The 22190-nt window shown below is 68.1% G+C and carries 17 protein-coding genes; 9 read left to right on the top strand and 8 right to left on the bottom strand.

Going from position 1 to position 22190, the window contains the following annotated elements; translation table 11 throughout:
* Window positions 1-91: 91 nt before the first annotated feature.
* Window positions 92-1186 (top strand): efflux RND transporter periplasmic adaptor subunit, encoded by a 1095-nt coding sequence (locus D106_RS0107540; RefSeq protein WP_018879694.1) that lies wholly within the window; start codon window positions 92-94, stop codon window positions 1184-1186.
* Window positions 1183-4341, top strand: coding sequence for an efflux RND transporter permease subunit (locus D106_RS0107535; protein ID WP_018879693.1), 3159 nt, complete (start codon window positions 1183-1185; stop codon window positions 4339-4341). Before D106_RS0107540 ends, D106_RS0107535 begins: the two co-directional genes overlap by 4 nt.
* Window positions 4342-5243: 902 nt before the next feature.
* On the opposite strand, the gene D106_RS0107530 is transcribed toward D106_RS0107535, so the two are convergent.
* Both D106_RS0107530 and msrB read right to left on the bottom strand, forming a co-directional pair.
* Entirely contained in the window at window positions 5244-6443 is a 1200-nt protein-coding gene (locus tag D106_RS0107530) for an MFS transporter (RefSeq protein WP_018879692.1), read from the bottom strand.
* A 54-nt stretch (window positions 6444-6497) separates the two neighbouring features.
* Window positions 6498-6896, bottom strand: coding sequence for a peptide-methionine (R)-S-oxide reductase MsrB (msrB, locus tag D106_RS0107525; RefSeq protein WP_018879691.1), 399 nt, complete (start codon window positions 6894-6896; stop codon window positions 6498-6500).
* 116 nt (window positions 6897-7012) lie between these two features.
* Between msrB and D106_RS0107520 the strand changes: the two genes are divergently transcribed.
* The 3 genes from D106_RS0107520 to D106_RS0107510 all read left to right on the top strand — a co-directional run bounded on the left by D106_RS0107520 (window position 7013) and on the right by D106_RS0107510 (window position 11735).
* A complete protein-coding gene (locus D106_RS0107520) occupies window positions 7013-8095 on the top strand; it encodes an EAL domain-containing protein (protein WP_018879690.1) in 1083 nt (360 codons plus the stop codon).
* 62 nt (window positions 8096-8157) lie between these two features.
* Entirely contained in the window at window positions 8158-9555 is a 1398-nt protein-coding gene (locus D106_RS0107515) for a glycoside hydrolase 100 family protein (RefSeq protein ID WP_018876633.1), read from the top strand.
* Window positions 9552-11735, top strand: coding sequence for an HAD-IIB family hydrolase (locus tag D106_RS0107510; protein WP_018879689.1), 2184 nt, complete (start codon window positions 9552-9554; stop codon window positions 11733-11735). The genes D106_RS0107515 and D106_RS0107510 overlap by 4 nt, the downstream gene beginning before the upstream one ends.
* 277 nt (window positions 11736-12012) lie before the next feature.
* On the opposite strand, the gene D106_RS0107505 is transcribed toward D106_RS0107510, so the two are convergent.
* Entirely contained in the window at window positions 12013-12774 is a 762-nt protein-coding gene (locus D106_RS0107505) for a sulfite exporter TauE/SafE family protein (protein WP_018865447.1), read from the bottom strand.
* Here D106_RS0107505 and D106_RS0107500 point away from each other — a divergent pair.
* The gene (locus D106_RS0107500) at window positions 12767-13429 is read left to right on the top strand and encodes a DUF4124 domain-containing protein (RefSeq protein ID WP_196799339.1); all 663 of its coding nucleotides are present in this window, start codon (window positions 12767-12769) and stop codon (window positions 13427-13429) included. The two genes, D106_RS0107505 and D106_RS0107500, sit on opposite strands and share 8 nt — an antisense overlap.
* Before the next feature lie 24 nt (window positions 13430-13453).
* Here the strand turns inward: D106_RS0107500 and argB are convergent, their stop codons facing one another.
* On the bottom strand, window positions 13454-14332 hold the full coding sequence (gene argB, locus D106_RS0107495; protein WP_018865449.1) for an acetylglutamate kinase: 879 nt from the start codon (window positions 14330-14332) through the stop codon (window positions 13454-13456).
* 160 nt (window positions 14333-14492) lie between these two features.
* On the opposite strand from argB, the gene hmpA reads away from it, so the two are divergent.
* Window positions 14493-15671, top strand: a complete 1179-nt coding sequence (gene hmpA, locus D106_RS0107490) for an NO-inducible flavohemoprotein (RefSeq protein WP_018879688.1) — start codon at window positions 14493-14495, stop codon at window positions 15669-15671.
* A 7-nt stretch (window positions 15672-15678) separates the two neighbouring features.
* Here hmpA and dut read toward each other — a convergent pair whose 3' ends face one another.
* The 3 genes from dut to D106_RS0107475 form a co-directional block, all read right to left on the bottom strand.
* Window positions 15679-16140, bottom strand: coding sequence for a dUTP diphosphatase (dut, locus tag D106_RS0107485; protein WP_018879687.1), 462 nt, complete (start codon window positions 16138-16140; stop codon window positions 15679-15681).
* A 28-nt stretch (window positions 16141-16168) separates the two neighbouring features.
* Window positions 16169-17377 (bottom strand): bifunctional phosphopantothenoylcysteine decarboxylase/phosphopantothenate--cysteine ligase CoaBC, encoded by a 1209-nt coding sequence (gene coaBC, locus D106_RS0107480; protein WP_018879686.1) that lies wholly within the window; start codon window positions 17375-17377, stop codon window positions 16169-16171.
* 288 nt (window positions 17378-17665) lie between these two features.
* On the bottom strand, window positions 17666-18262 hold the full coding sequence (locus tag D106_RS0107475; RefSeq protein WP_018878624.1) for a DUF502 domain-containing protein: 597 nt from the start codon (window positions 18260-18262) through the stop codon (window positions 17666-17668).
* A gap of 171 nt (window positions 18263-18433) precedes the next feature.
* Between D106_RS0107475 and D106_RS0107470 the strand changes: the two genes are divergently transcribed.
* Window positions 18434-19387 (top strand): MBL fold metallo-hydrolase, encoded by a 954-nt coding sequence (locus D106_RS0107470; protein WP_018876629.1) that lies wholly within the window; start codon window positions 18434-18436, stop codon window positions 19385-19387.
* Between the two features lie 18 nt (window positions 19388-19405).
* On the opposite strand, the gene D106_RS0107465 is transcribed toward D106_RS0107470, so the two are convergent.
* A complete protein-coding gene (locus tag D106_RS0107465) occupies window positions 19406-20398 on the bottom strand; it encodes a lipid A deacylase LpxR family protein (RefSeq protein WP_051074886.1) in 993 nt (330 codons plus the stop codon).
* A gap of 55 nt (window positions 20399-20453) precedes the next feature.
* Here D106_RS0107465 and D106_RS0107460 point away from each other — a divergent pair, with 55 nt between their 5' ends.
* Entirely contained in the window at window positions 20454-22175 is a 1722-nt protein-coding gene (locus D106_RS0107460) for a potassium/proton antiporter (protein ID WP_026280333.1), read from the top strand.
* The last annotated feature ends 15 nt before the right edge of the window (window positions 22176-22190 follow it).

Here is a 22190-nt window from a genome sequence, read left to right as displayed (position 1 = left end):
AGCGCGTCTAACGGAACGTACAACCCTGGCCCGGTCAGGGGGCACCGCACTGTCCCCTGACCGGGCCGCATTCATGTAGGGGCATCGACAAGTGAAGGCGATTGGCGGGTTTCTGGGACTGGTCCTGGTGGTGGCGGTCGTCGCTGCTGCCTGGTACGCGTTTGGCCCGGAAGCGGGGGATGACGTGGCCAGCGACGCGCCTGCCGCCGAACGCGACGACCGCACGCCGGTGCGCGTTAGCGAGGTCGTCCCGCGCACCTTCGAGACCGTTGTCGAATCCCTGGGTACGGTGCAGGCCAACGAGTCCGTGGTGGTCACCGCCAGCGTCACCGAGCGCGTGGTCGAGGTCCTGTTCGACGACGGCGACACGGTGGAGGCCGGGGATGTCCTGGTCCGTCTTGATGCCGACGAGGAGCGCGCGGCCCTGCGCGAAATCCGTGTGCAAGTGGACGAGGCGCGGCGGGAGCTGGAGCGCGTGCGCGACCGCGTGGCCGATGGCGTGGTCACGCAGCAGCAGGTGGACCAGCAGCGTTCGCGGCTGAACGAGGCGGAAGCACGCCTGGCGGCCGCGGAGGCGCGTGTGGCCAACCGCGTCATCCGGGCCCCGTTCTCCGGCCGTCTGGGCCTGCGTCAGGTCAGCGCTGGCTCCCTGGTCAGTCCGGGGACTGCGATCGTTGAACTCGATGACGTCTCGGTGGTGAAGGTCGATTTCGCGGTACCCGAGCGGCACACCTCGGCGATCCACCTGGGCCTGGAAGTTCAGGGGCGCAGCGCGAATGGCGAGTTCGCGGGGCAGGTCGCGGCTGTCAGCAACCGTCTGGACGTGGCGACCCGCACCCTCACCGTGCGTGCCCTGATCGAGAATCCCGACCTGTTGCTGCGCCCCGGCATGCTGGTGAACATCCGCCTGCCGCTGGACCCGGTCGAGCGCCTGGCCGTCCCGGAGGGCGCGATCCGCCAGGTCGCCGACCAGCACTTCGTGTTCCGGCTGCGTGACGACGACACGGTCGAGCGGGTGCGCATCCGTATCGGGCGACGCGATCCGGGGCATGCCGAAGTGCTGGAGGGCCTGGAGCCGGGGGATACCGTCGTCTCCGAGGGCGTGTCGCGGGTGCGCGACGGCCGCGAGGTACGCGTGCTGCCGCCGCGTGCGCCGGATAATGGCGAGGCCGGGGACGGGGCATGATCATCTCCGATGTCGCCAATCGCCGGCCGGTGCTGGCGATTGTCTTCAATCTGCTGCTGATCACCTTCGGTCTGATCGCCTACGACAGCCTGCCACTGCGCGAATACCCGGACGTGGACCCGCCGGTGGTCACGGTGGACACCATCTACCCCGGGGCCAGCGGCGAGATCATCGAGCGCGAGGTCACACAGCGGATCGAGGACCGCATCGCCGGGATCGAGGGGATCCGGTTTATCCAGTCCTCCAGCGAGGACGGCCGCTCGCGTATCACCATCGAATTCAACCTAAGCCGCGACATCGACGCCGCCGCGAACGACGTGCGCGAGGCGGTTAGTCGCGTGCTGGGCGACCTGCCCGACGAGGTCGACCCGCCCGAGGTGACCAAGGCGGACGCCGATGCCAACCCGATCCTGTGGCTGAACCTCTCCAGCACCACCATGGATGCGCTGGAGCTGGCGGACTATGCCGAGCGCAACCTGATTGATCGCCTGTCGGTGGTGGACGGCGTCGGGCTAGTGCGCCGGGGCGGCGCGCGCAGCTACGCGATGCGCATCTGGGTCGACCGCGAGGCCCTGGCCGCGCGCGAGCTGACCGTCACCGACATCGCCGATGCCCTGCAGCAGGAGAACGTGGAGCTGCCGGCCGGGCGTCTCGATTCGCTGGAGCGCGAGTTCACCGTGCGCGTGGAGCGCCAGTACCGCACCCCCGAAGATTTCGCCGGCCTGGTGCTCAAGCGCGGGGAGGGTGGGCAGCTGGTGCGCCTGGGCGACGTGGCCGAGGTCAATATCGGGGCGGATACCGAGCGCAGCGAGTTCCGCGGCAACGGCGAGGACATGATCGGGCTCGGCATCATCCGCCAGTCCAACGCCAATGTGCTGGAGGTCGCCAATGGCGTGAAGGCCATGGCGGACCGCCTGCAGGACTCCCTGCCGGAGGGCACCTCGCTGGTCACCACCTACGACGAGTCGGTCTTCATCGAGGGGGCGATCCGCGAGGTCTACATCACCCTGGCGGTCGCGACTGCCGCGGTGGTGTTCGTGATCTACCTGTTTCTGGGCAGCTGGCGGGCGACCCTGATCCCGGCGGTGACCGTGCCGGTCGCGATTACCGCCGCGTTCATCGGTATCAGCCTGTTCGGGTTTTCGGTCAACCTGCTGACGCTGCTGGCGCTGGTGCTGGCGGTCGGACTGGTGGTGGACGACGCGATCGTAATGCTGGAGAACATCCACCGGCGCATCGAACGGGGCGAGCCGGGGCTGCTGGCGGCCTACCGCGGTGCGGGCCAGGTCGGGTTCGCGATCGTGGCGACCACCTCGGTACTGATCGCGGTGTTCGTGCCCCTGGCCTTCCTCGACGGCACGGTGGGCCAGCTGTTCACCGAGTTCGCGATCGCCATGGCCATCGCGGTCTTCTTCTCCAGCATTGTGGCGCTGACCCTGGCGCCGGTGCTCTCCGGGCGCCTGATGCACAAGGGCGATGACCAGACCGGTGCCGCCCACTACATCGGCCGCGGCTTCGCGGCGCTGGAGGCCGGTTACGGCCGCGTGCTGGCGAGCGGGCTCAAGGGGTCATGGCTGGTGGTGCCGCTACTGGCCGCGGTGCTGGCCGGGGCCTGGTATCTGTTCGACGAATTGCCCGAGGAGTTCGCGCCGCAGGAGGATCGCGGGTCCTTCTTCGTCCTGGTCGACGGACCCGAGGGGGCGAACTTCGAGTACATGAGCCGCCAGATGGCCGAGGTCGAGGCCCGTATCCAGCCGCTGATCGAGGACGGTCCGATCCGCCGCGCCCTGGTGCGTACGCCACGCGGCTTCGGCGGCTCCGAGCTGATGAATAACGGGTTTGTGATCGCGATCCTGGAGCACTGGGACGAGCGTGACGTGTCCGGTCAGGAGGTGATCGACGAGATCCGCGGCATCATCAACGAGATGCCCGGGGTAGAGGCGCGCGTGGTCATGCGCCAGGGCCTTTCGCGCGGTCGCGTCGGACCGCCGGTGCAGTTCGTGATCTCCGGGCCGGACTACGACCAGCTCGAGGAGTGGGGCGAAATCATGCGCGAGGCCGCCGAAGGCATCGAGGGCCTGACCCGGGTGGATCTCGATTACGAGCCTACCCAGCCACAGCTCAACGTGCGTCTGGATCGCGACCGGGCGGGCGACCTGGGTGTGTCCATGCGCGATGTCGGCCGTACGCTGGACATCGTGCTCGGCGGGCGCGACGTGACCACCTTCGTCGATCGCGGCGAGGAGTACGACGTGATCATCGAGGGCCTGGCCGATCAGCGCCGCACGCCGGGCGATATTGACAACCTCTACGTGCGCTCCAGTTCCGGTGCCATGGTGCCGCTGTCCAGCCTGGTCACCTACGAGGAACAGGCCGGTCCGTCCTCGCTGGAACGCTACAACCGCTCGCGGGCGGTCACCCTGACCGCCGGGCTGCGCGACGGCATGACCCTCGGCGAGGCGCTAGACGCGCTGGACGCGAAGGCTGCCGAGCTCCTGCCGGCCGAGGCGGGCATCGACTACAAGGGCGAATCGCTGGATCTGCGCACCGGCTCGGAGGCGATCCTGTTTGTCTTCGCGCTGGCCCTGCTGGTGGTCTTCCTGGTGCTGGCGGCGCAGTTCGAGAGTTTCGTGCACCCGTTCGTGATCATGCTGACCGTGCCGCTGGCGGTGGTAGGTGCTCTGATCGGCCTGACCGTTACCGGCCAGACGCTGAATATCTACAGTCAGATCGGCATGGTCATGCTGATCGGCCTGGCGGCGAAGAACGGCATCCTGATCGTCGAATTCGCCAACCAGTTGCGCGACCGCGGGCGTGATTTCGACGCCGCGATCATCGAGGCCGCGCGCATGCGGCTGCGGCCGGTGCTGATGACGGCGCTGACCACGGTTGCGGGCTCCATTCCGCTGATCCTGGCCTCCGGGCCGGGCGAGGAGACGCGCTTCGTGATCGGGGTGGCGGTGTTCTCCGGTGTGCTGTTCGCGACGCTGTTTACGCTGTTCGTGATCCCGGCGGCCTACAGCCTGGTCGCACGCGGCACCACCTCGCCGCTGGCGACCACGCGCCGCCTGCACGAGCTGGACGACGAGATCGACGATGTCGACGGCGAGCGCCGCGGGGCCCGCGCCTCCACCGCGCCGCGCGCCGAACCCTGATCACTCGGTGCCTGCTGCCTGCCCTGTTGAGGCTGGTCCTGGTTCGTCATCCGGTGTTTACGGTGCCTTCGGTCCGCCGCCTGCCGTGCGCTGACTCGCCAGCGCGCCGCGAGGTCCTTTCTTGCTTGCCCAAGAAAGTACCCAAAGAAGGGCACCCGGATTTCGCCCGGGAACCTTGCTCCAGGGCTCTCGGGCCGGCGGCGCTGAACTCGCTACGCTGCGCTTCGCTCAGACATCCAGCGCCCCGAATTTATAGAAAACGGGCCGGCCCGAGAGCCCTTCCGCAAGGGGCTCTATACGGGAGGGAAAGGTCAAAACAGAAGGCATCCCAACGCCACGACACAACAACGGCCCTGCCGCCTGAACCCCCCCGGCGCCCGCACCGCGGGCGCGGCACGCTATGGCCGAAGGCCGAGCGTGCCCAAGATGTGCGAAGACCTAGCCTTCATCCACTGGCAAGACCGTCGGGACAGCCGTTGTCTTGACCTTGAGCCCCCCGTTGTCGTCGCGCCGAGCGGAGAGGGTTTTCGCGGGACGATTCAAAATAGAAACGGGGGCGCTGGATGTCTGAGCGGGGCCGAAGGCGCAGCGAGTTCAGCGCCGCCCGCGAAAAGCCTCGGAGCGAGGGAAACCCCGGCCCGCACAGCGGGCCGGGGTCGCGGCAGTCGGGCGTGTTTCTTGGGTACTTCTTTGCACGAGCAAAGAAGTACCTCGCGGCGCGCTGGCGAGTCAGCGCCTGGCATGCGGCGGACCGGAGCCACCGCAAACACCGATGCCGAACCAGGACCAGCCACCGCAAGGCATGCGGCGGACCGGAGGCACGTAAACACCGGGAGACGAACCAGGACCCGCCAATCAGCGATAGCGAAGCCTTCAGCGTTCGTGGCGGCCGTGTGGCGAGGTCAGGCGCGCGCCGGGGCGCGGGCGTCATCACGCCAGAGCCAGAGGATAGCGACGGTCAGTACCGCGATCACCGGCAGCATCGCGAGATTCATCCCGTCCCATCCCAGCGGTCGCAGCAGCGCCCCGGCCAGCAGCGAGCCGGCCGTGACCAGCGTGAAGATGGTCAGGTCGTTCACGCCCTGGACCTTGCCCTTCTCGGTGGCCGTATGCGTGGTCGTCAGCAGCGTACTGCCGCCAATGAACAGGAAATTCCAGCCCACCCCCAGCAGGAACAGCGCCAGCCAGAAATGCGCCAGCGTCTCCCCGTGCGCGGCGATCGCCACGCTGAACAGAACCAGCGCATTGCCGAGCGCCAGGATGCGCGTGATCCCGAGGCGGGTGATCAGATGGCCGGTCACGAACGAGGGGGCGAACATCCCCAATACATGCCACTGCATGACCAGGGCGATCTGGCCCATGTCAAAGCCGGCGTGGCGCATGGCCAGCGGCGTCGCCGTCATCAGCAGCACCATGACCGCATAGCCCAGCGCGGCGGCGGTCAGCGCGACGAGGAAGCGCCCTTGCGGCAGGATCTCGCGCATTGGCCGGGCCGGCCCGCGTTCCTCCGGCGGTGGCGCCGGCACGCGCAGCCAGGCCAGCAGCGTCATCGCCAGCAGCGCCAGGGCGCCGAGGACCAGATAGGGGCCGGCCTCCGGCGTGCCCGGCAACAGGGCCTGGGCGTGGTGGGCGTTCCACGGGCCGAGGAAGGCGGCCACGACGCCGCCGGCCATCACCAGCGAGATCGCGCGCGGGCGGAAGGCGGGGCTGGCGACATCGGCGGCGGCAAAGCGGTAGTACATGGCGAAGGCCTGGTAGGCCCCCAGCAGAAGGTTGCCCAGTACGAACAGCCAGAAGGCCTCGGCGAAGACGCCGGCCGCGGCCAGCACGGCGCCACCGACTCCGCCCACGCTGGTGCCCAGCAGGAAGCCGGTGCGCCGCCCGAAGCGCTTCATGAACAGCGAGGCCGGCAGGGTGGTGACCAGCGTGCCGACCATCATCGCGGCGACTGGCAGGGTGGCCAGGGCCGGATCGGCCGCCAGGCGTTCCCCGACCACGCCGCTCAGGGTCATCACCGTGACCGCGGCGATCAGGAACAGGGCCTGCCCGAGGGCAAGGATCAGGACATTCGCGCGCTCGCGCGGGGTGGTCTGGCCGGGCATAGGAGTCCCTTCAAGGATCGTCCGGGCCGTCATGGCCCGGGGGCGATGCTGGTGTCAGTCGCGTGGATGAAAGTCGAGGACCGCCGAGTTGATGCAGTAGCGCAGCCCGGTCGGCGCCGGGCCGTCGGGAAAGACATGCCCCAGGTGCGAGTCGCAGCGCGCGCAGCGCACTTCGGTGCGTTCCATGCCCAGGGAACGGTCGCGGTGTTCGTCGACGGCACTTTCGTTCACCGGCGCGGTGTAGCTGGGCCAGCCGGAGCCGGAGTCGAACTTGGCGTGCGAGTCGAACAAGGGGGCACCGCAGGCGACGCAGTGGTAGGTGCCGTCGGCCTTGTGGTTGTTGTAGGCGCCGGTGAAGGGGCGCTCGGTACCGCCTTCGCGGGCGATGCGGTATTGTTCCGGCGTGAGGCGTTCGCGCAGTTCGGCGTCCGTCGGGCGATCGGATTGACTCATGCAACCTCCGGGTCGATAGGATTGTCTGCCAACAGACGAGGGTCTGTGGTGATGGGACCCCGAGGAACACCCCGGGTTCTGGGCCCGGACCGAAGACAAGACCGCTGGAGGTGGTCGTGGGCTGTCCCGATTGCGAACGTATTGACCTGCTGCCGGCGGCCTCCGGCACCCTCTATCTGGCGCCGGTTCTGGCGCATACTCGCGCGGCCCTGCGTCAGCGCATGGTAGACGAACGGCTGCCATGTGCCGAGCCGACCTCGGGGATCCTGGCCCTGCCAGTGAAGGGTGCCGGCGGGCTGGGCGAGATGCTGGTGCGCCTGGAGCAGGCCCTGAGCAGCTCGGAGCAGGCCGGTTGCCGCGCGACCTTCGTGCCCGAGGGCGAGGACTTCGGGCTCGGGCATCTGCAGGATACCCACCTGCTGTCCACGCTGATCGCCCGGCACAATGCCCGCGATCTCTCCGCGATCCTGGCCAACGATGCCCTGGACTTCCACTTCCAGCCCATCGTGCACGCGGCCGATCCAGCCGAGGTCTTCGCCTACGAGGCGCTGGTGCGGGCCTCCACGCCGGGTGGCGACCCCATCCCGCCACCGGAGCTGTTCAAGACGGCGCGCAATGCCGAGTTGCTGTTCCATCTGGATCGCTCGGCGCGCATCAATGCGATTCGCCGGGCCAGCGAGCGCGGGATCGGCAGCCGGTTGTTCATCAACTTCAACCCGACCGCGATCTATGACCCGGCCTTTTGCCTGGAGACCACAGTGCGCGAGATCAATTCGCGCCCGGCCGGCCGTGCCGGGCCCAGTGGTTTCGTGTTCGAGGTGATCGAGAGCGATCAGGTCAACGACATCGAACACCTGTCACGGATCGTGGAGCGCTACCGCCGGGCCGGGTTCCAGGTGGCACTGGACGACCTGGGGGCCGGCTACGCCTCGCTGAACATGCTGTCGCAGTTGCGCCCGGATTTCGTGAAGATCGACCGCGAACTGGTCAGCGGTATCGATGGCGACATCTACCAGCAGAAGATCCTCGACAAGATCGTGGAACTGGCCCGCGACCTGGATATTCAGGTGGTGGCCGAGGGGATCGAGACCGCCGACGAATGGCGCTGGCTGAAGGACCGGGTCGACTATTGTCAGGGTTACCTGTTCGCCCGGCCGGCCGCCGAGCCGCCGATGCCGCGCCACCCCGAGTCCGCCTGAGCGCCGCGTGGAGGGGGCCGTGACACGTGCACATCGGGCCCGCTTTCCATAGACTCGGGGTCATGAATCAGCTCCCCCCCGACGCCCGGAATCCGACGCTCGAATCCGCCTATCAGCTGCTGCGCGATGCCGAGGTGCGCTATCGCGGGCGCACGGTCGGCACCGTGGCGAGCCTGGACGAGCGGGCGCCGGCGGAGAACTATGCCGACTGCTTTATCCGCGACTTCGTGCCCTCGGGGCTGGTCTATCTGCTGAACGACGAGCCCGAGGTGGTGCGGGACTTCCTCGCGCTGATCCTGCAGATCCGCGATACGCAGGAGGAGATCGAGGGTCACCGCCGGCTGCCGCGAGTGATGCCGGCGAGTTTCCGGGTGTTCACCGACGAGAACGGCCGCGAGGCCCTGGCCGCGGACTTTGGCGACCGGGCGATCGGACGCGTCGCCCCGGTGGATTCCATGATGTGGTGGGTACTGCTGCTGCGCGCCTACCAGAACCGCACCGGCGACCACGAATTCATCAAGAGCGCGGATGTGCAGCGCGGCATCCGCCTGATCCTCAGCATCTGTCTGCAGGACCGTTTCGAGGTCTTCCCGACCCTGCTGGTGCCGGACGGCAGCTTCATGATCGACCGGCGCATGGGGGTGTTCGGCCACCCGCTGGAGATCCAGGCGCTGTTCTACGGGATGCTGAAGGCCTCACTGGCGATGCTGGAGCCCTGCGACCGGGATTCCGAACTCCTGTGCGAGCAGTCCGCGATCCGTACCCGGCAGCTGTCGGACTACATCCGCCACTACTACTGGCTGGATCTCGAGCGGTTGAACGATATCCACCGCTATCGCACCGAGCACTTCGGCCACGAGTCCGAGAACGCGCTGAATATCTACCCCGAGAGTATCCCCGACTGGCTGGTGGACTGGATCCCGTCGGAGAGCGGCTACCTGGTCGGTAACCTCGGGCCGGGAAGGATGGATTTCCGGTTCTTCAGCTTCGGAAACTTGCTGGCGGTGCTGTTCGGGCTGGCCGACGAGCACCAGTCGCGCTCGATTATGCAGACCTTCGAGCAGCGCTTCGAGGACCTGATCGGGACCATGCCGGTGAAGATCTGCTATCCGGCGATGGTTGGCGAGGAATGGCGTCTGCTGACCGGGTCCGACCCCAAGAATACTCCGTGGTCCTACCACAACGGCGGCAACTGGCCGGCGTTGCTGTGGGCGTTCACCGGGGCCGCCATGCGGGTCGGGCGGCCCGACCTGGCGCGCAGTGTGCACGCGGTCGCGGCCGAGCGCCTGCATCGTGACCACTGGCCGGAGTACTACGACGGGCGCCACGGCCGCCTGGTCGGGCGCCGCGCCAACTATCGCCAGACCTGGTCGGCCACCGCCGTGCTGGTCTCCCAGGGCCTGATCGACAACCCCGAGACCCTGAGCCTGTTCGACAGCCCGGAACCCGAGGTGCCATGAAAAAGACCCAGAGCAAGTCTCGTGATGGCGAAGGCCTTTACCTCGTCCTGATCAGTGTCCACGGTCTGATCCGCGGGCAGGACCTGGAACTGGGGCGCGATGCCGACACCGGCGGGCAGACGCTCTACGTGGTCGAACTGGCGCGGGCCTTGGCCCGCCACCCGCAGGTGGGCCGGGTGGACCTGCTCACCCGCCGCGTGGTCGACAGCAAGGTAGCCGACGACTACGCCGAGCCCGAGGAGGATCTGGGCGACGGGGCCCGGATCGTGCGGCTGGACTGCGGCCCGCGGCGCTACCTGCGCAAGGAAAAGCTGTGGCCCTACCTCGACTGTTTCGCGGACAACGCCCTGGGGCATATCCGCGGCGTGGGCCTGCGCCCGGACGTGATCCACGGCCACTATGCCGATGCCGGACATGTCGCGGTGCAGCTGTCGAACCTGCTGGGCGCCCCCATGCTCCAGACCGGCCATTCGCTGGGGCGGGTCAAGCGCGAACGCCTGCGTGAGAGCGGGATGTCGGATGCCGACATCGAGGCCCGCTACAACATCTCCACCCGGATCCACGCCGAGGAAGAGGCCCTGGCGCATGCGCATCGGGTGATCGCCAGCACCCGCCAGGAGATCGGCGAACAGTACGCCGCCTACGACAACTACCAGCCGGAACGCATGGAAGTGATCCCGCCGGGTACCGACCTGGCGCGGTTTCATCCGCCGAAGCGCGGGGAGCGCAAGCCGGCTATCTGGGCCGAGATCCGCCGCTTCCTGCGCTACCCCGACCGGCCGCTGATCATGGCGCTGTCGCGCGCCGACGAGCGCAAGAACATCCGCGCCCTGGTCGAGGCATACGCCGGGAATGACTGGCTGCGCGAGAACGCCAACCTGCTGATCGTCGCCGGCAACCGTGACGACATTGCCGACCTGGACAAGGGCGCGCGGGATGTCCTGACCGACCTGCTCCTGCGTATCGACCGCCATGACCTTTACGGCCAGGTGGCGTATCCCAAGCACCATGACTCCGAGGACGTGCCCGACCTTTACCGCCTGGTGGCCTCCAGCAAGGGGGTGTTCGTGAACCCGGCGCTGACTGAGCCCTTCGGCCTGACCCTGATCGAGGCGGCCGCCAGCGGCGCCCCGATCGTGGCCACCAACGACGGCGGGCCGGAGGAGATCATCTCGCGCTGCCACAACGGCCAGCTGATCGACCCGCTGGACCCGGAGGGGATCGCCGACGCCATCCAGGGCATCCTGGCCGACCGGCCGCGCTGGCAGCGCTACTCGCGCGCCGGCCTCAAGGGCGTGCGCCAGCACTATTCCTGGGACGGCCACGCCGAGAAATACGTGAAGCTGGTGAAATCGCTGACCCGCGAGGTGCGCCAGGCGCACCATCACGAGCGCCGGGTCTCCGGGCATCTGGCGCAGATGGATCGCGCCGTGATCACCGACATCGACAACACCCTGCTGGGCGACGACAAGGCCACCCGCGCCTTTGTCGCCTGGCTCAAGCGTAACCGCAAGCGGGTCGCCTTCGGCGTGGCCACCGGGCGGCGCATCGACTCCGCCGCGGCGATCCTCGAGGAGCATGGGGTGCCGACGCCGGATGTCTGGATCACCTCGGTGGGGAGCGAAATCCATTACGGCACCAAGCAGACCGAGGATCGTGGCTGGGCGCGTCACATCAGCCATCGCTGGGAGCCGGACCGGCTGCGCGACTGCCTGCGCCAGGAGAAGAATCTGGTCCTGCAGCCGGATGTGGACCAGCGGGCGTTCAAGGTCAGCTTCTTTGCGGAACCCCCCGGGAGTCTGGACGCGGAGACCGTGGAGACGCGGCTCTACCGCGAGGACCTGCACGCGCGGGTGATCTACTCCCACGACCGGTTCCTCGACCTGCTGCCGGTGCGGGCGTCGAAGGGGCTGGCGGTGCGCTACCTGTCCGACAAGTGGGGCATTCCGCTGGAGCACGTGCTGGTCGCCGGCGATTCCGGAAACGACGAGGATATGCTGCGCGGCCGGCTGCTCGGCGTGGTGGTGGGCAATCACCAGCCCGAACTGGAGAGCCTGCGGGGCTTCCAGCGCATCTACTTCGCCGGGGCCACCCACGCCCGCGGCATCCTCGAGGGGATCGAACACTTCGATCTGCTCAACCGCTGCGAAATCCCCACCGCCACCGAGCCCGACGAATAGACCAACTTTTTCACCACGAAGCACACGAAGGCACGAAGAAGGTCAAGGGCGAAAAACCTTTATCACCACGGAGTACACAGAGGACACAGAGAAAGGACGGTTCGGGTGAAACATTTGCGGGGATACGGCCACGCGCTGGAACGGGGTTGAATGCCGCGGAAGTCATCTATGCTGCTGGCGGCCTTTCGATTTTCTCCGTGAACTCCGTGTCCTCTGTGGTAATTAGCCTTTGACCTTGACCTTCTTCGTGCCTTCGTGTGCTTCGTGGTGATATTGATCAGGGGACCGGGAGGAGCAGGGCGATGCCGGTGAGGACGGTGACGACTTCGAAGGCGCGCTTGACCAGGCGGTTGCCGTAGCGCTGGGCCGCCCAGGCGCCGAGGTAGCCGCCGACGAAGCTCCCCACCAGAAGGGCCGGCAGCCAGTCCCACTGCACGGTGCCCAGCGTCCCGAGCATCAACGCCCCGGCGCCGTTCCAGACGAGGCCCACCAGGACCATGGTGTAGGCCACCGCCTGGGTGTAGCTCATGCCGTACCAGCGCACCAGCCACAGGGTGACCATCAGTCCGGTGCCCGAGGCGAGGGATCCGTTCAGCACGCCGATCAGGAACAGCCCGGCGGCCCCGATCAGGGCGTGGCCCCAGGAAAAGCCGATGGTGCGCACCGTCTGCCCCAGTTGCGGGCGGCGCCAGGAGTACCAGCCGAGGCCGATGGTCAGCAGGCCCAGGGCGATCTCGCCGGCCCGTGGCGGGATGCCGAGCACCAGCCAGGCACCGATTAACACCCCAGGCAGACCGGCCAGCAGGATAATGCCTAGGCGCGCGGGCTCGAATGTGCTTTTCTTGAGGTGGCGCAGACCGGCGCCGGCGCCCAGCGCCACCGAGGCGATCTTGTGGGTGGCCAGCGCCACGGGGTAGGGAAGCCCCAGAAAAATCAGGGCGGGCAGCTGCAGCAGGCCCGCCCCGCCACCCGCCAGGGCGGAGAAGCCGTTGGCGACGATGGCGATCAATGCGAGTCCGAGGTGTTCGAGAATGGTCATTTGGGGTGCGTGCAACCGGAAGCGGGAAGGCCTGTGGCAATCGTGGGTGGCCGCGGTGCTGCTGCTGGGGCTGGCGGTTCCGGTACAGGCCGACATCTACCGCTGGGTGGATGATGACGGGACCGTACACTACTCCAGCACCCCGCAGCCGGAGACCAGCCAGCGCGAGCGCCGGATTTACGACTCCGAGGGCCGCATGCGCGAGATCCTGCCGGCCCCGATGAGCGCCGAGGAACGAGCGCAGGCCGCCGCCGAGCGCGAGCAGGCGGAACGCGACCTGGAGGCGACCCAGCGCGCGCGCCAGGACCGTGCCGCGCGCGAGCAGCAGCTGCGCCGTGCCTATGCCTCGCTGGACGAGATCGAGGAGCTGCGCGAACGCCGCGAGCGCTCGATTGCCGGGAATATCCAGCGCAGCGAGGCGCAGGAAAAGACGCTGTTGCGCGAGCGCGAGCGTATCCGGCGGCAGCTGGACGGCGCGAACGAGGGTTCTCCGCTGGCCGACCGTTACCGCGCGGAACTGGAGGAGCTGGACGCCCGTATCGCCCGGGAGCGCCAGTACCGCCGAGGCCAGCGCGACCGGCTGTCCGCGATCCACGAACGCCTGGACCTGGATCGCCGCGACTTCCAGCAGCTGGTCATGAACGGCCGCGAATAGCGGTCGCAGGCATTAATCGTTCTCCTAGCGGCTGATCAGCGTCCCTACGCCCTGGTCGGTCAGCAGCTCCAGCAGGACCGCGTGTTCCACGCGGCCGTCGACGATATGCGTGGCGTTCACCCCGCTGCGCACGGCATCCAGCGCGCAGCGGATCTTCGGGATCATCCCGCCGTGGATGGTCCCGTCGCGGATCATCTCGTCCACCTGCGGGGCCGACAGCTTGGGCAGGAGTTCCCCGTTGCCGTCCAGCACGCCCGGGGTGTTGGTCAGCAGGAAGAGCTTTTCCGCATCCAGCACCACCGCGAGCTTTTCCGCTGCGGTGTCGGCATTGATGTTGTAGGCCTTGCCCTCGCGGTCGAAGCCAATCGGCGCGATCACCGGGATGAAATCGCTCTCGTCCAGGGTATGCACGATCGCCGGGTCCACGCCTTCGACCTCGCCCACATGGCCGAGGTCCACGGTCGGCTGGCCCTCGGCCGCGCCATAGTCGCGTAGCGGGGTGGCGCGGATCATCTGGCCGTCCTTGCCGGTCAGCCCCACCGCGCGCCCGCCGAAGCGGTTGATCAGCGAGACGATCTCCTGGTTCACGATCCCGCCGAGCACCATCTGCACCACGTCCATGGTCTCGCGGTCGGTCACCCGCAGGCCGTTGACGAACTCCGTCTCCTTGCCCAGACGCTTGAGCAGCTCGCCGATCTGCGGGCCTCCGCCGTGGACGACCACCGGGTTCACGCCGACCTGCTTGAGCAGCACGACGTCGCGCGCGAAGGAGGCCTTCAGGTGGTCCTCGGTCATGGCGTTGCCGCCGTACTTGATCACGATGGTCTTGCCCGCGAAGCGCTGGATATAGGGCAGCGCCTCGATCAGGACATGGGCTACGGAATGGGCCGTTTGGGTATCCATGCTGGGTCCGGTTGTCGATCTTTGCAGCGCGGCAGTTTAGCACTGTGCCCAAGAACCGCGGAGGGCGCGCCTTAAAAGATCCGTACCATCAGTATGATTTGACCGGCCGCTAGTACGAGGGTATAAAGCTGCGCGTCATATATATCAACTGAGGCGACACATGCTATCCACCGAGCAAAAAGCGATCATTCAGCAGACCGTACCCATTCTGGAGGCCGGAGGTGAGGCCCTGACCGGGCACTTCTACCGGATCATGCTGCGCGACCACCCGGAGGTTCGGCCCCTGTTCAATCAGGCCCATCAGGCCAGTGGCGAACAGTCCCGTGCGCTGGCGAATGCCGTCTTGAACTATGCCCGCCACATCGATCAGCTGGAGTCGCTGGGCCCGCTGGTGGGGCAGATCGTCAACAAGCATGTATCGCTGCAGGTGCAGCCGGAGCACTATCCGATCGTTGGCGGCTGCCTGCTGCAGGCGATGCGCGAGGTGCTGGGCGAAGCGGTGGCGACCGATGCCGTGCTGGACGCCTGGGCCGCGGCGTACCAGCAGCTGGCGGATATCCTGATCGCCGCGGAGGAGCAGGCCTACGCCGCGAACGAACAGCAGCCCGGGGGCTGGCGTGGCGCGCGCCCGTTCCGTGTCCAGCGCAAGGTTCCGGAGAGCGAGGAGATCACCTCGTTCTATCTGCAGCCGGTCGACGGGCAACCGGTTCCGCCGCACCAGGCGGGACAGTATCTCGGCCTGCGTCTGATGATCGAGGGCGAGGAGCTGCGGCGGAACTACTCGCTGTCGGCCGCCGCGAATGGCGAGACCCTGCGCATCAGCGTCAAGCGCGAGCCGGGCGGTGTCGCCTCGACCTTCCTGCATGACCGGGTGGATGCGGGCGACATCCTTGACGTGTTCCCGCCTGCCGGAGACTTCGTGCTGCGGCCCGCGGACCGGCCGGTGGCCTTCGTGACCGCGGGCGTGGGTATCACCCCGGCGGTCGCGATGACCGAGGCGGCGCTGGCACAGGGCCGCGAGGTCCACTTCGTGCACTGCGCGCGCCACGGCGGCGTGCACGCGTTTCGTGACTGGCTGAATGCTCAGGCCGAGCGCACCGCGAAGCTGACGCAGCGCTACTGCTACAGCGAGCCGCGCCCCAGCGATGCCCCGCACGCGGAGGGCTTTCTGAGCCGCGAGCAGCTCGCCGAGTGGCTGCCGGACAGCCGCGAGGTAGACGTGTATTTCCTTGGGCCCAGACCCTTCATGCAGCAGGTGCGCGCCCATCTGCGCGGGATGGGTATTCCCGACGCGCAGGTGAACTACGAGTTCTTCGGTCCCGCCTCGGCCCTGGAGTAGCGCCTCCTCAGCCCCGGCCCGAGGAGCCGAAGCCGCCCGCGCCGCGGGCGGTCGCCTCGAAGTCCTCGACCACGCGGAATTTCGGTTGGGCGACCGGGACGATGACCAGCTGCGCCAGGCGTTCGCCGACCTCCAGGGTGTAGGCGTTCGCGCCCCGGTTCCAGCAGGAGACCATCAGCGGCCCCTGGTAGTCGGCGTCGATCAGGCCGACCAGGTTGCCCAGCACCAGGCCGTGCTTGTGGCCCAGCCCGGAGCGCGGGAGGATCATCCCGGCATAGCCCGGGTCCTCGATATGGATCGCGAGCCCGGTCGGGATCAGTTCGGCGGCGCCCGGCTCCAGCGTCAGCGGGGCCTCGATCATCGCGCGCAGGTCGACGCCGGCCGAGCCGTCGGTGGCCGGGGCGGGCAGCGGGAAGTCCGCGCCCATGCGCGGGTCCAGGATCTTCAGGTCAATCTCGGGGGCGGGCATACGGGGTCCTTGTCCGTTTCGCATTCGATCAGCGTTGTTCCAGGCGCTCGACGATCAGGTCGATCAGCGCCCGGGCCAGCTGGGTCTTCGGCTGGCTGGGGAGTTGGCGCTCGCCACCCTCCCAGAGGCACAGCAATTCGTTGTCGGGGGTGCCGAAGGCGCGGCCCTCGCCGACCCGATTGGCGGCGATCAGGTCGAGTCCCTTGGCGCGGCGCTTGGCCTCGGCATGTTCGCGCAGGTGCTCGGTCTCGGCTGCGAAGCCGACCAGGAACGGGCGCCGGGGGAGGGAGGCCGCCTGTGTTGCCGCCTCGGCCAGGATGTCCCGGGTGCGCTCCAGCGCCAGGTGCATCACCGGGTCGGATTTCTTGATCTTCTGTGCCTGCGGCTCGGCCGGGCGGTAGTCGGCCACGGCCGCGGCCGCGATCAGGATGTCGGCCTCGGGCAGGCGTTCCATCACCACGGCGTGCATGGCGGCGGCCGTCTCCGTGGCGATGCCCGCGACGCCCGTGGGTACGGCCTCGGCTGTCGGGCCATGCACCAGAGTCACGTGTGCGCCCGCGTCGCGCGCCGCCGCGGCCAGGGCAAAGCCCATGCGCCCGGAGCTGCGGTTGCCGATAAAGCGCACGGGATCGATCGGCTCGAAGGTGGGACCGGCGGTGATCAGTACGTGGCGCCCGGCCAGCGGGGCGTGTGCCGGTTGCAGCAGCTCCCGCGCGATCGCGGCGGGCTCGCGCATGCGGCCCTCGCCCTGCTCGCCACAGGCCTGGTCGCCGCTGTCCGGCCCGATCAGGGCCACGCCACGCTCGATCAGGGTCGAGACGTTCGCCTGCGTGGCCGGGTGGGCCCACATCCGATGGTTCATCGCCGGTGCCAGCGCGACCGGCGCGGTGGTGGCCAGCAGCAGCGTACTCAGCAGCTCGTCCGCCAGGCCCTGGGCGTAGCGGGCGATCAGGCTGGCGCTGGCCGGGGCGACCACGATGCGGTCGGCCCAGCGCGCCAGGGCGATGTGGTCCATGCCGGATTCCGCCTCGGCGTCCAGCAGCTCGGTGCGTACCGGCGCGCCGGAGAGGGCCTGGAAGGTCAGCGGGGTTACGAAGGCGCGGGCGCCGGCCGTCATCACCACGCGCACCTCGCAGTCGGCGCGCTTCAGCTCGCGCACCAGCTCGCAGGCCTTGTAGGCGGCGATGCCGCCACTGACACCGACGAGGATCCTTGGCTTGGAATCGTGTTCCGTCATGCGGCGGATTCTACCCCTTAAGGAGACGCTGATTAATTCGCACGTCCGCGCTCGAGTCGATTTTTCTCGATGACAAGGCGCGGCGAGCGAAGTGTAGCCGAGCTACATAAGCGAGCCGCAACGCCGTCAGCGGGCCAAATCGGCCGAGCCCCTTCGGGGTTGGTGCCCCATTTTCCCCGATCCTGCGTTGCGCCGCTTGGCCGTAGAGTGACTACGGCACTGCGCACCGCGCCTTGTCTCGGAAAAAATGGGGCACCAACGCGGACGTGCGAATTGATCAGCGTCTCCTTAGGTCTTTTCCTGGCGCGCGGAGACGCCGGCGGTCAGGGCATAGCGCATCGCGTCCTCCAGCGACAGCTCCAGCGGTTCGATGCGTTCGCGCGGGAGCATCAGGGTGTAGCCGCCGATCTGGTAACTCATGGGCATGTAGACCGCGACTGTGTCGGGGCCGCCGAGACTGTCCGGAAGACCCGCGAAATCTTCGCGGGTGACGAAGCCGACCAGCTTGAAGTCGGTGCCGGGCAGCTGCACCAGCACGGCCTGGCCGAATTGCTCGTGGATGTCGCCGGAGACCAGGCGCGTGACGTCGCGCACGGTCCCGTGGATGGTCTTGACCACCGGGATGCGCTGCATCAGCCCTTCCAGCCAGTCGAACAGCCAGCGGACCACGTAGGCCTGGAGCAGTACCCCCACGCCGAAGAGCAGGCCGATGCCGGCCAGGATCCCCATGCCCGGGAAGTACAGCAGATCGGGCAGGATGGCCTGCAACAGTCCTCCCAGCACCTCCTCGGCGGTGCTCCCCAGCCACCACAGCAAGGCCAGCGTGATGGCGGCCGGGAGGATGGCGGCCAGGCCGGTCAGGAAGGTTCGAGAGATTCGGCGCACAGCGGGCTCCGTGCAGGGGTATGCTCGGATGCTAACGCATTCGTGCTCGTGGCACGTCGACGACGGGAGCGGGGCGGGGGCGGCACTTTGGCACGTCCGCGCAGTCTATCGAGCGAGGCCGCCGGCACGTCGCCGGGTATGGGGAGTGACGAGATGCAGCGATGGAAGGGAATGAGCCTTTGGCCCCTGGTCCTGGCGATGATGGTGATGCCGCAGGTGGGGCTCGCCGGGTCCTCGGCCGCGGCTGCACCCGGGGACTACGCGATGACCCCGGAGGAGGTGGCGCCCGGGGTCTATGCGGTGATGACGCCGGCGCGGGATTTCCCCAGTCGCGAGAACCTGGGCTGGAACGCGAACATGGCGTTCGTGGTGACCGGTGACGGGGTGCTGGTGTTCGACACCGGCTCCTCCGAGACGATGGGTGTGGCCCTGCGCGAAGCGATCGCCGGGGTCACCGACGAGCCGGTGCGCTGGATCGTGAACAGCCACAGCCATGGCGACCACTGGCTGGGCAATGCGGCCTTTGCCGCGGAGGCGGAGATCATGGCCGGCTCGGCGGCGATTGCGCGCATGGAGGACGAAGGCGAGGGCTGGGTCGAGAACTTCCGCGAGATGACCGAAGGGGCGACTGGCGATACCACGCTGCGGTTGCCCGATACCGCAGTCGATGAGCGCATTACCCGCGACCTCGGCGGGACCGAGGTCGAGATCATCCCGTCCGGGGGCGCCCATTCGCCGGGTGATCTGAGTGTCTGGCTGCCACGGCAGCGCGTCCTGCTGGCCGGGGATGTGGTCTACAGTGATCGCGCGCCTTCTGTGTGGGATGGCGATGTCGCGCAGTGGATCGATCTTCTGGACGAGCTGATCGCACTGGAACCCGCCGTGGTCGTCCCCGGGCATGGCCGTCTCGAGGATGCCGCGACCCTGGAGCGGCTGCAGCGCTATCTGGTCACGCTGTGGGATGCCATTGAGGAAGGCGTGGAACAGGGACTGGCCGACTTCGAGACCGTGCCCCTGGTGCGCGAGCGGATGGGCGATCTGGTCGAGGCCTATCCGGGGTTCGAGGACAAGATCGACCGTTCGGTGGCGACCACCTACCCGGATGTCGAGGCGGCGGTGTTCTGAGACTGCCCGCGGGCGGCTTCAGAACTGCCAGGTGGCATGCAGCGACCCGAACTCGGCCGCGCCCTTGGCCTGGCCGCTGAATTCGCGCGAACGCCACACGTGGGTGTAGCCGATCCGCACGCCGCCCACATGAAAGACCGCGCCGGCGGTGAGTTCGCCAACCAGCGGGTGCTTGTCCACCGAGGGGCCGTCGCGGAACAGTGGGCCGTCTAGGAACAGGTCGTAGGCCATCAGGCGGGTGTCGACCCCGGCGAAGAAATAGCCGCCAACCCTGCTGGTCGGTTCGAAGGTATGCGACCCGGACAGGGCGGGGTTGATCCGTGTCGGGCCGTAGTCGCGCGGGAGGTTGCGCCCGGCCCGCATGATCGCCCCGGCGTTGGCGAAGGTGAACGGGCTGCCGACGGTTGCGCCCCAGTGCGGGGTCAGATCCCAGCCCCAGCCGCTCGCGGCATGCCGCGTGTAGCCCCGTAGCTGGCGCTCGTAGCCCACCATCAGGGTCGGTTCGTTGCCAATCTGGTCGTCCCAGCCCCGGGGTTGCGGAGCGCTGGACCAGCTGTGGACCTCTTTCTGGGTGCGATCTGCCAGGGAGGCCGGCCCCACGGTGCCGAGGGTGACCTGCAGGCGGTCCAGGCGGTCGCCGTGCTCCTCGGCCAGGCTGAAGTTCAGGTACAGCCAGCCCGCGTAGGGGCGGTCGTCCGGGTCCGCGGGCGAGCGTTCGATGTCCTCCGGCGTGTACATGTTCTGGCCCAGGTGGATGGCGGATTTCAGCCTTCCACGCTCCTCGCGCTCCACAAAATAGGGCAGGAAGTCGGCCACGCTTCGCAGCCACGAGGGGACCTTTTCCCCGCTGCGGGTCCAGCCGATGCGCACGCCGTTGGTGTAGTAGCGGTCCTCGCCGGCAAAAAGGTCGTTCTCGAACTCGAAGTGCAGGGCATCCACGCCGGTTTCCGCGCCGGCGGTCGGGCCTGCGGCCGCCAAGCCAAGGGCTGCCGCGGCCAGCAACGCCCGCATCCTGCGGTCGGGTGACCGTCCTCGAGGGGCAATGGCGTTCCGGTATGATTGGCGCATGGACCTCTCCAACCAGATCATCTTCCTGGCCGCGATCGTGTTGCTGGGGAGCATCCTGTCGAGCGTGATCACCTCGCGGCTGGGGGTGCCCCTGCTGCTGGTGTTCCTCGTGATCGGGATGCTGCTGGGCCCGGAAGGCCCGGGCGGTCTGGTCTTCGAGAATATCACCCTTGCGTATCTGGTCGGCTCGGCCGCCCTGGCGATCATCCTGTTCGACGGCGGGATGCGCACACCGGCCCGCAATTTCCGGATCGGGCTGAAGCCGGCGCTGGGGCTGGCCACCGTCGGAGTGCTCGTGACCTCCGGCCTGACCGGGCTGTTCGCCGTGTGGTGGCTGGGCCTGTCCTGGCTGGAGGGCCTGCTGCTGGGGGCGATCGTAGGCTCCACCGATGCCGCCGCCGTGTTCTCCCTGCTGCGCTCGCGCGGGCTGGAGCTGAAAAGCCGCGTCGGGGCCACGCTGGAGATCGAGTCCGGCTCCAACGATCCGATGGCGATCTTCCTGACCATCGTGCTGATCGAACTGCTGCTGATGCCCGATCAGCAGTTCGGTCTGGTGGTACTGGTCGAGTTCATCCAGCAGATGGGCCTGGGTGCGGTGCTGGGCGTCGGGGGCGGCCTGGCCCTGCTGGCCCTGATCAACCGGGTGCCCATGGCCGCCGGGCTTTATCCGCTGTTCGCGATGGCCGGGGCGCTGGCCATCTTCGGGCTTACCGGCCTGGTCGGCGGCTCCGGGTTCCTCGCGGTGTACCTCGCCGGCCTGCTGCTGGGTAACCGCCCGCTGGAGGCCTCGCAGAACATCAAGCGCTTCCACGACGGCATCGCCTCGCTGGCGCAGATCGGCATGTTCCTGATGCTGGGCATGCTGGTGACCCCCTCGGGGCTGCCGCCGGTGGCGCTGGACGCAGGGCTGGTGGCGGCCGTGCTCATCCTGGTCGCGCGCCCGCTGGCGGTCTGGATCTGCCTGTACCCGTTCCACTTTCCCTGGCGCGAGCAGGTTTTCATCGCCTGGGTTGGCCTGCGCGGGGCGGTGCCCATCATCTTGGCACTGTTCCCGCTGCTGGCCGGGCTGGAACTGGCCGGCCACTTCTTCCATGTCGTCTTCTTCGTGGTGCTGATCTCGCTGCTGGTGCAGGGCTGGACCGTCGCGCCCTCGGCGCGCTGGCTGGGCCTGGAGCTGCCACCCACCACGGCGCGGGTGCAGCGCACCGAGCTGGATATCCCCGGCCAGCAGGAGATGGAACTGGTGGGCTATCGCCTGGCAGAGACCACGCCGGTGGTGCGCGAGGCGTGGTCGAACTTCCGCCTGCCGGGCACCGCGCGGGTGGTGGCTCACCTGCGTGACGGCAAGCTGCTGGAGACGCTGGAGTTGCTGGACCTGCACGCCGGCGACCACCTCTACATCATGGTCGCGCCGGCGGACCTGCCGGACCTCGACCGCCTGTTCGTGCCCAAGGACGAGGTGCCGGAGCGCCTCACCGAACGCAGCGTGTTCGGCGAGTTCGCGCTCAATGGCGATGCCCAGCTCGGCGCGGTGGGCATGGCCTACGGCGCACCGGTCCCGCCCGAGCGCCAGGGCGACACCCTCGAGGCCTATCTGCGCCGTGAACTCCAGGCGGAGCCGGTCGTCGGCGACGCCGTCGATCTCGGCCCGATGCGCCTGGTCATCCGCGAAATGGACGGCCCCCGCATTACCCGCGTTGGCCTGAAACTGCTGAAGTAAGCAGGGCCCGGGTGG

The sequence above is a fragment of the Thioalkalivibrio sp. ALE9 genome, from assembly GCF_000377445.1.
Taxonomy (GTDB): Bacteria; Pseudomonadota; Gammaproteobacteria; order Ectothiorhodospirales; family Ectothiorhodospiraceae; genus Thioalkalivibrio.
This window is presented reverse-complemented; position numbering and strand designations above follow the sequence as displayed.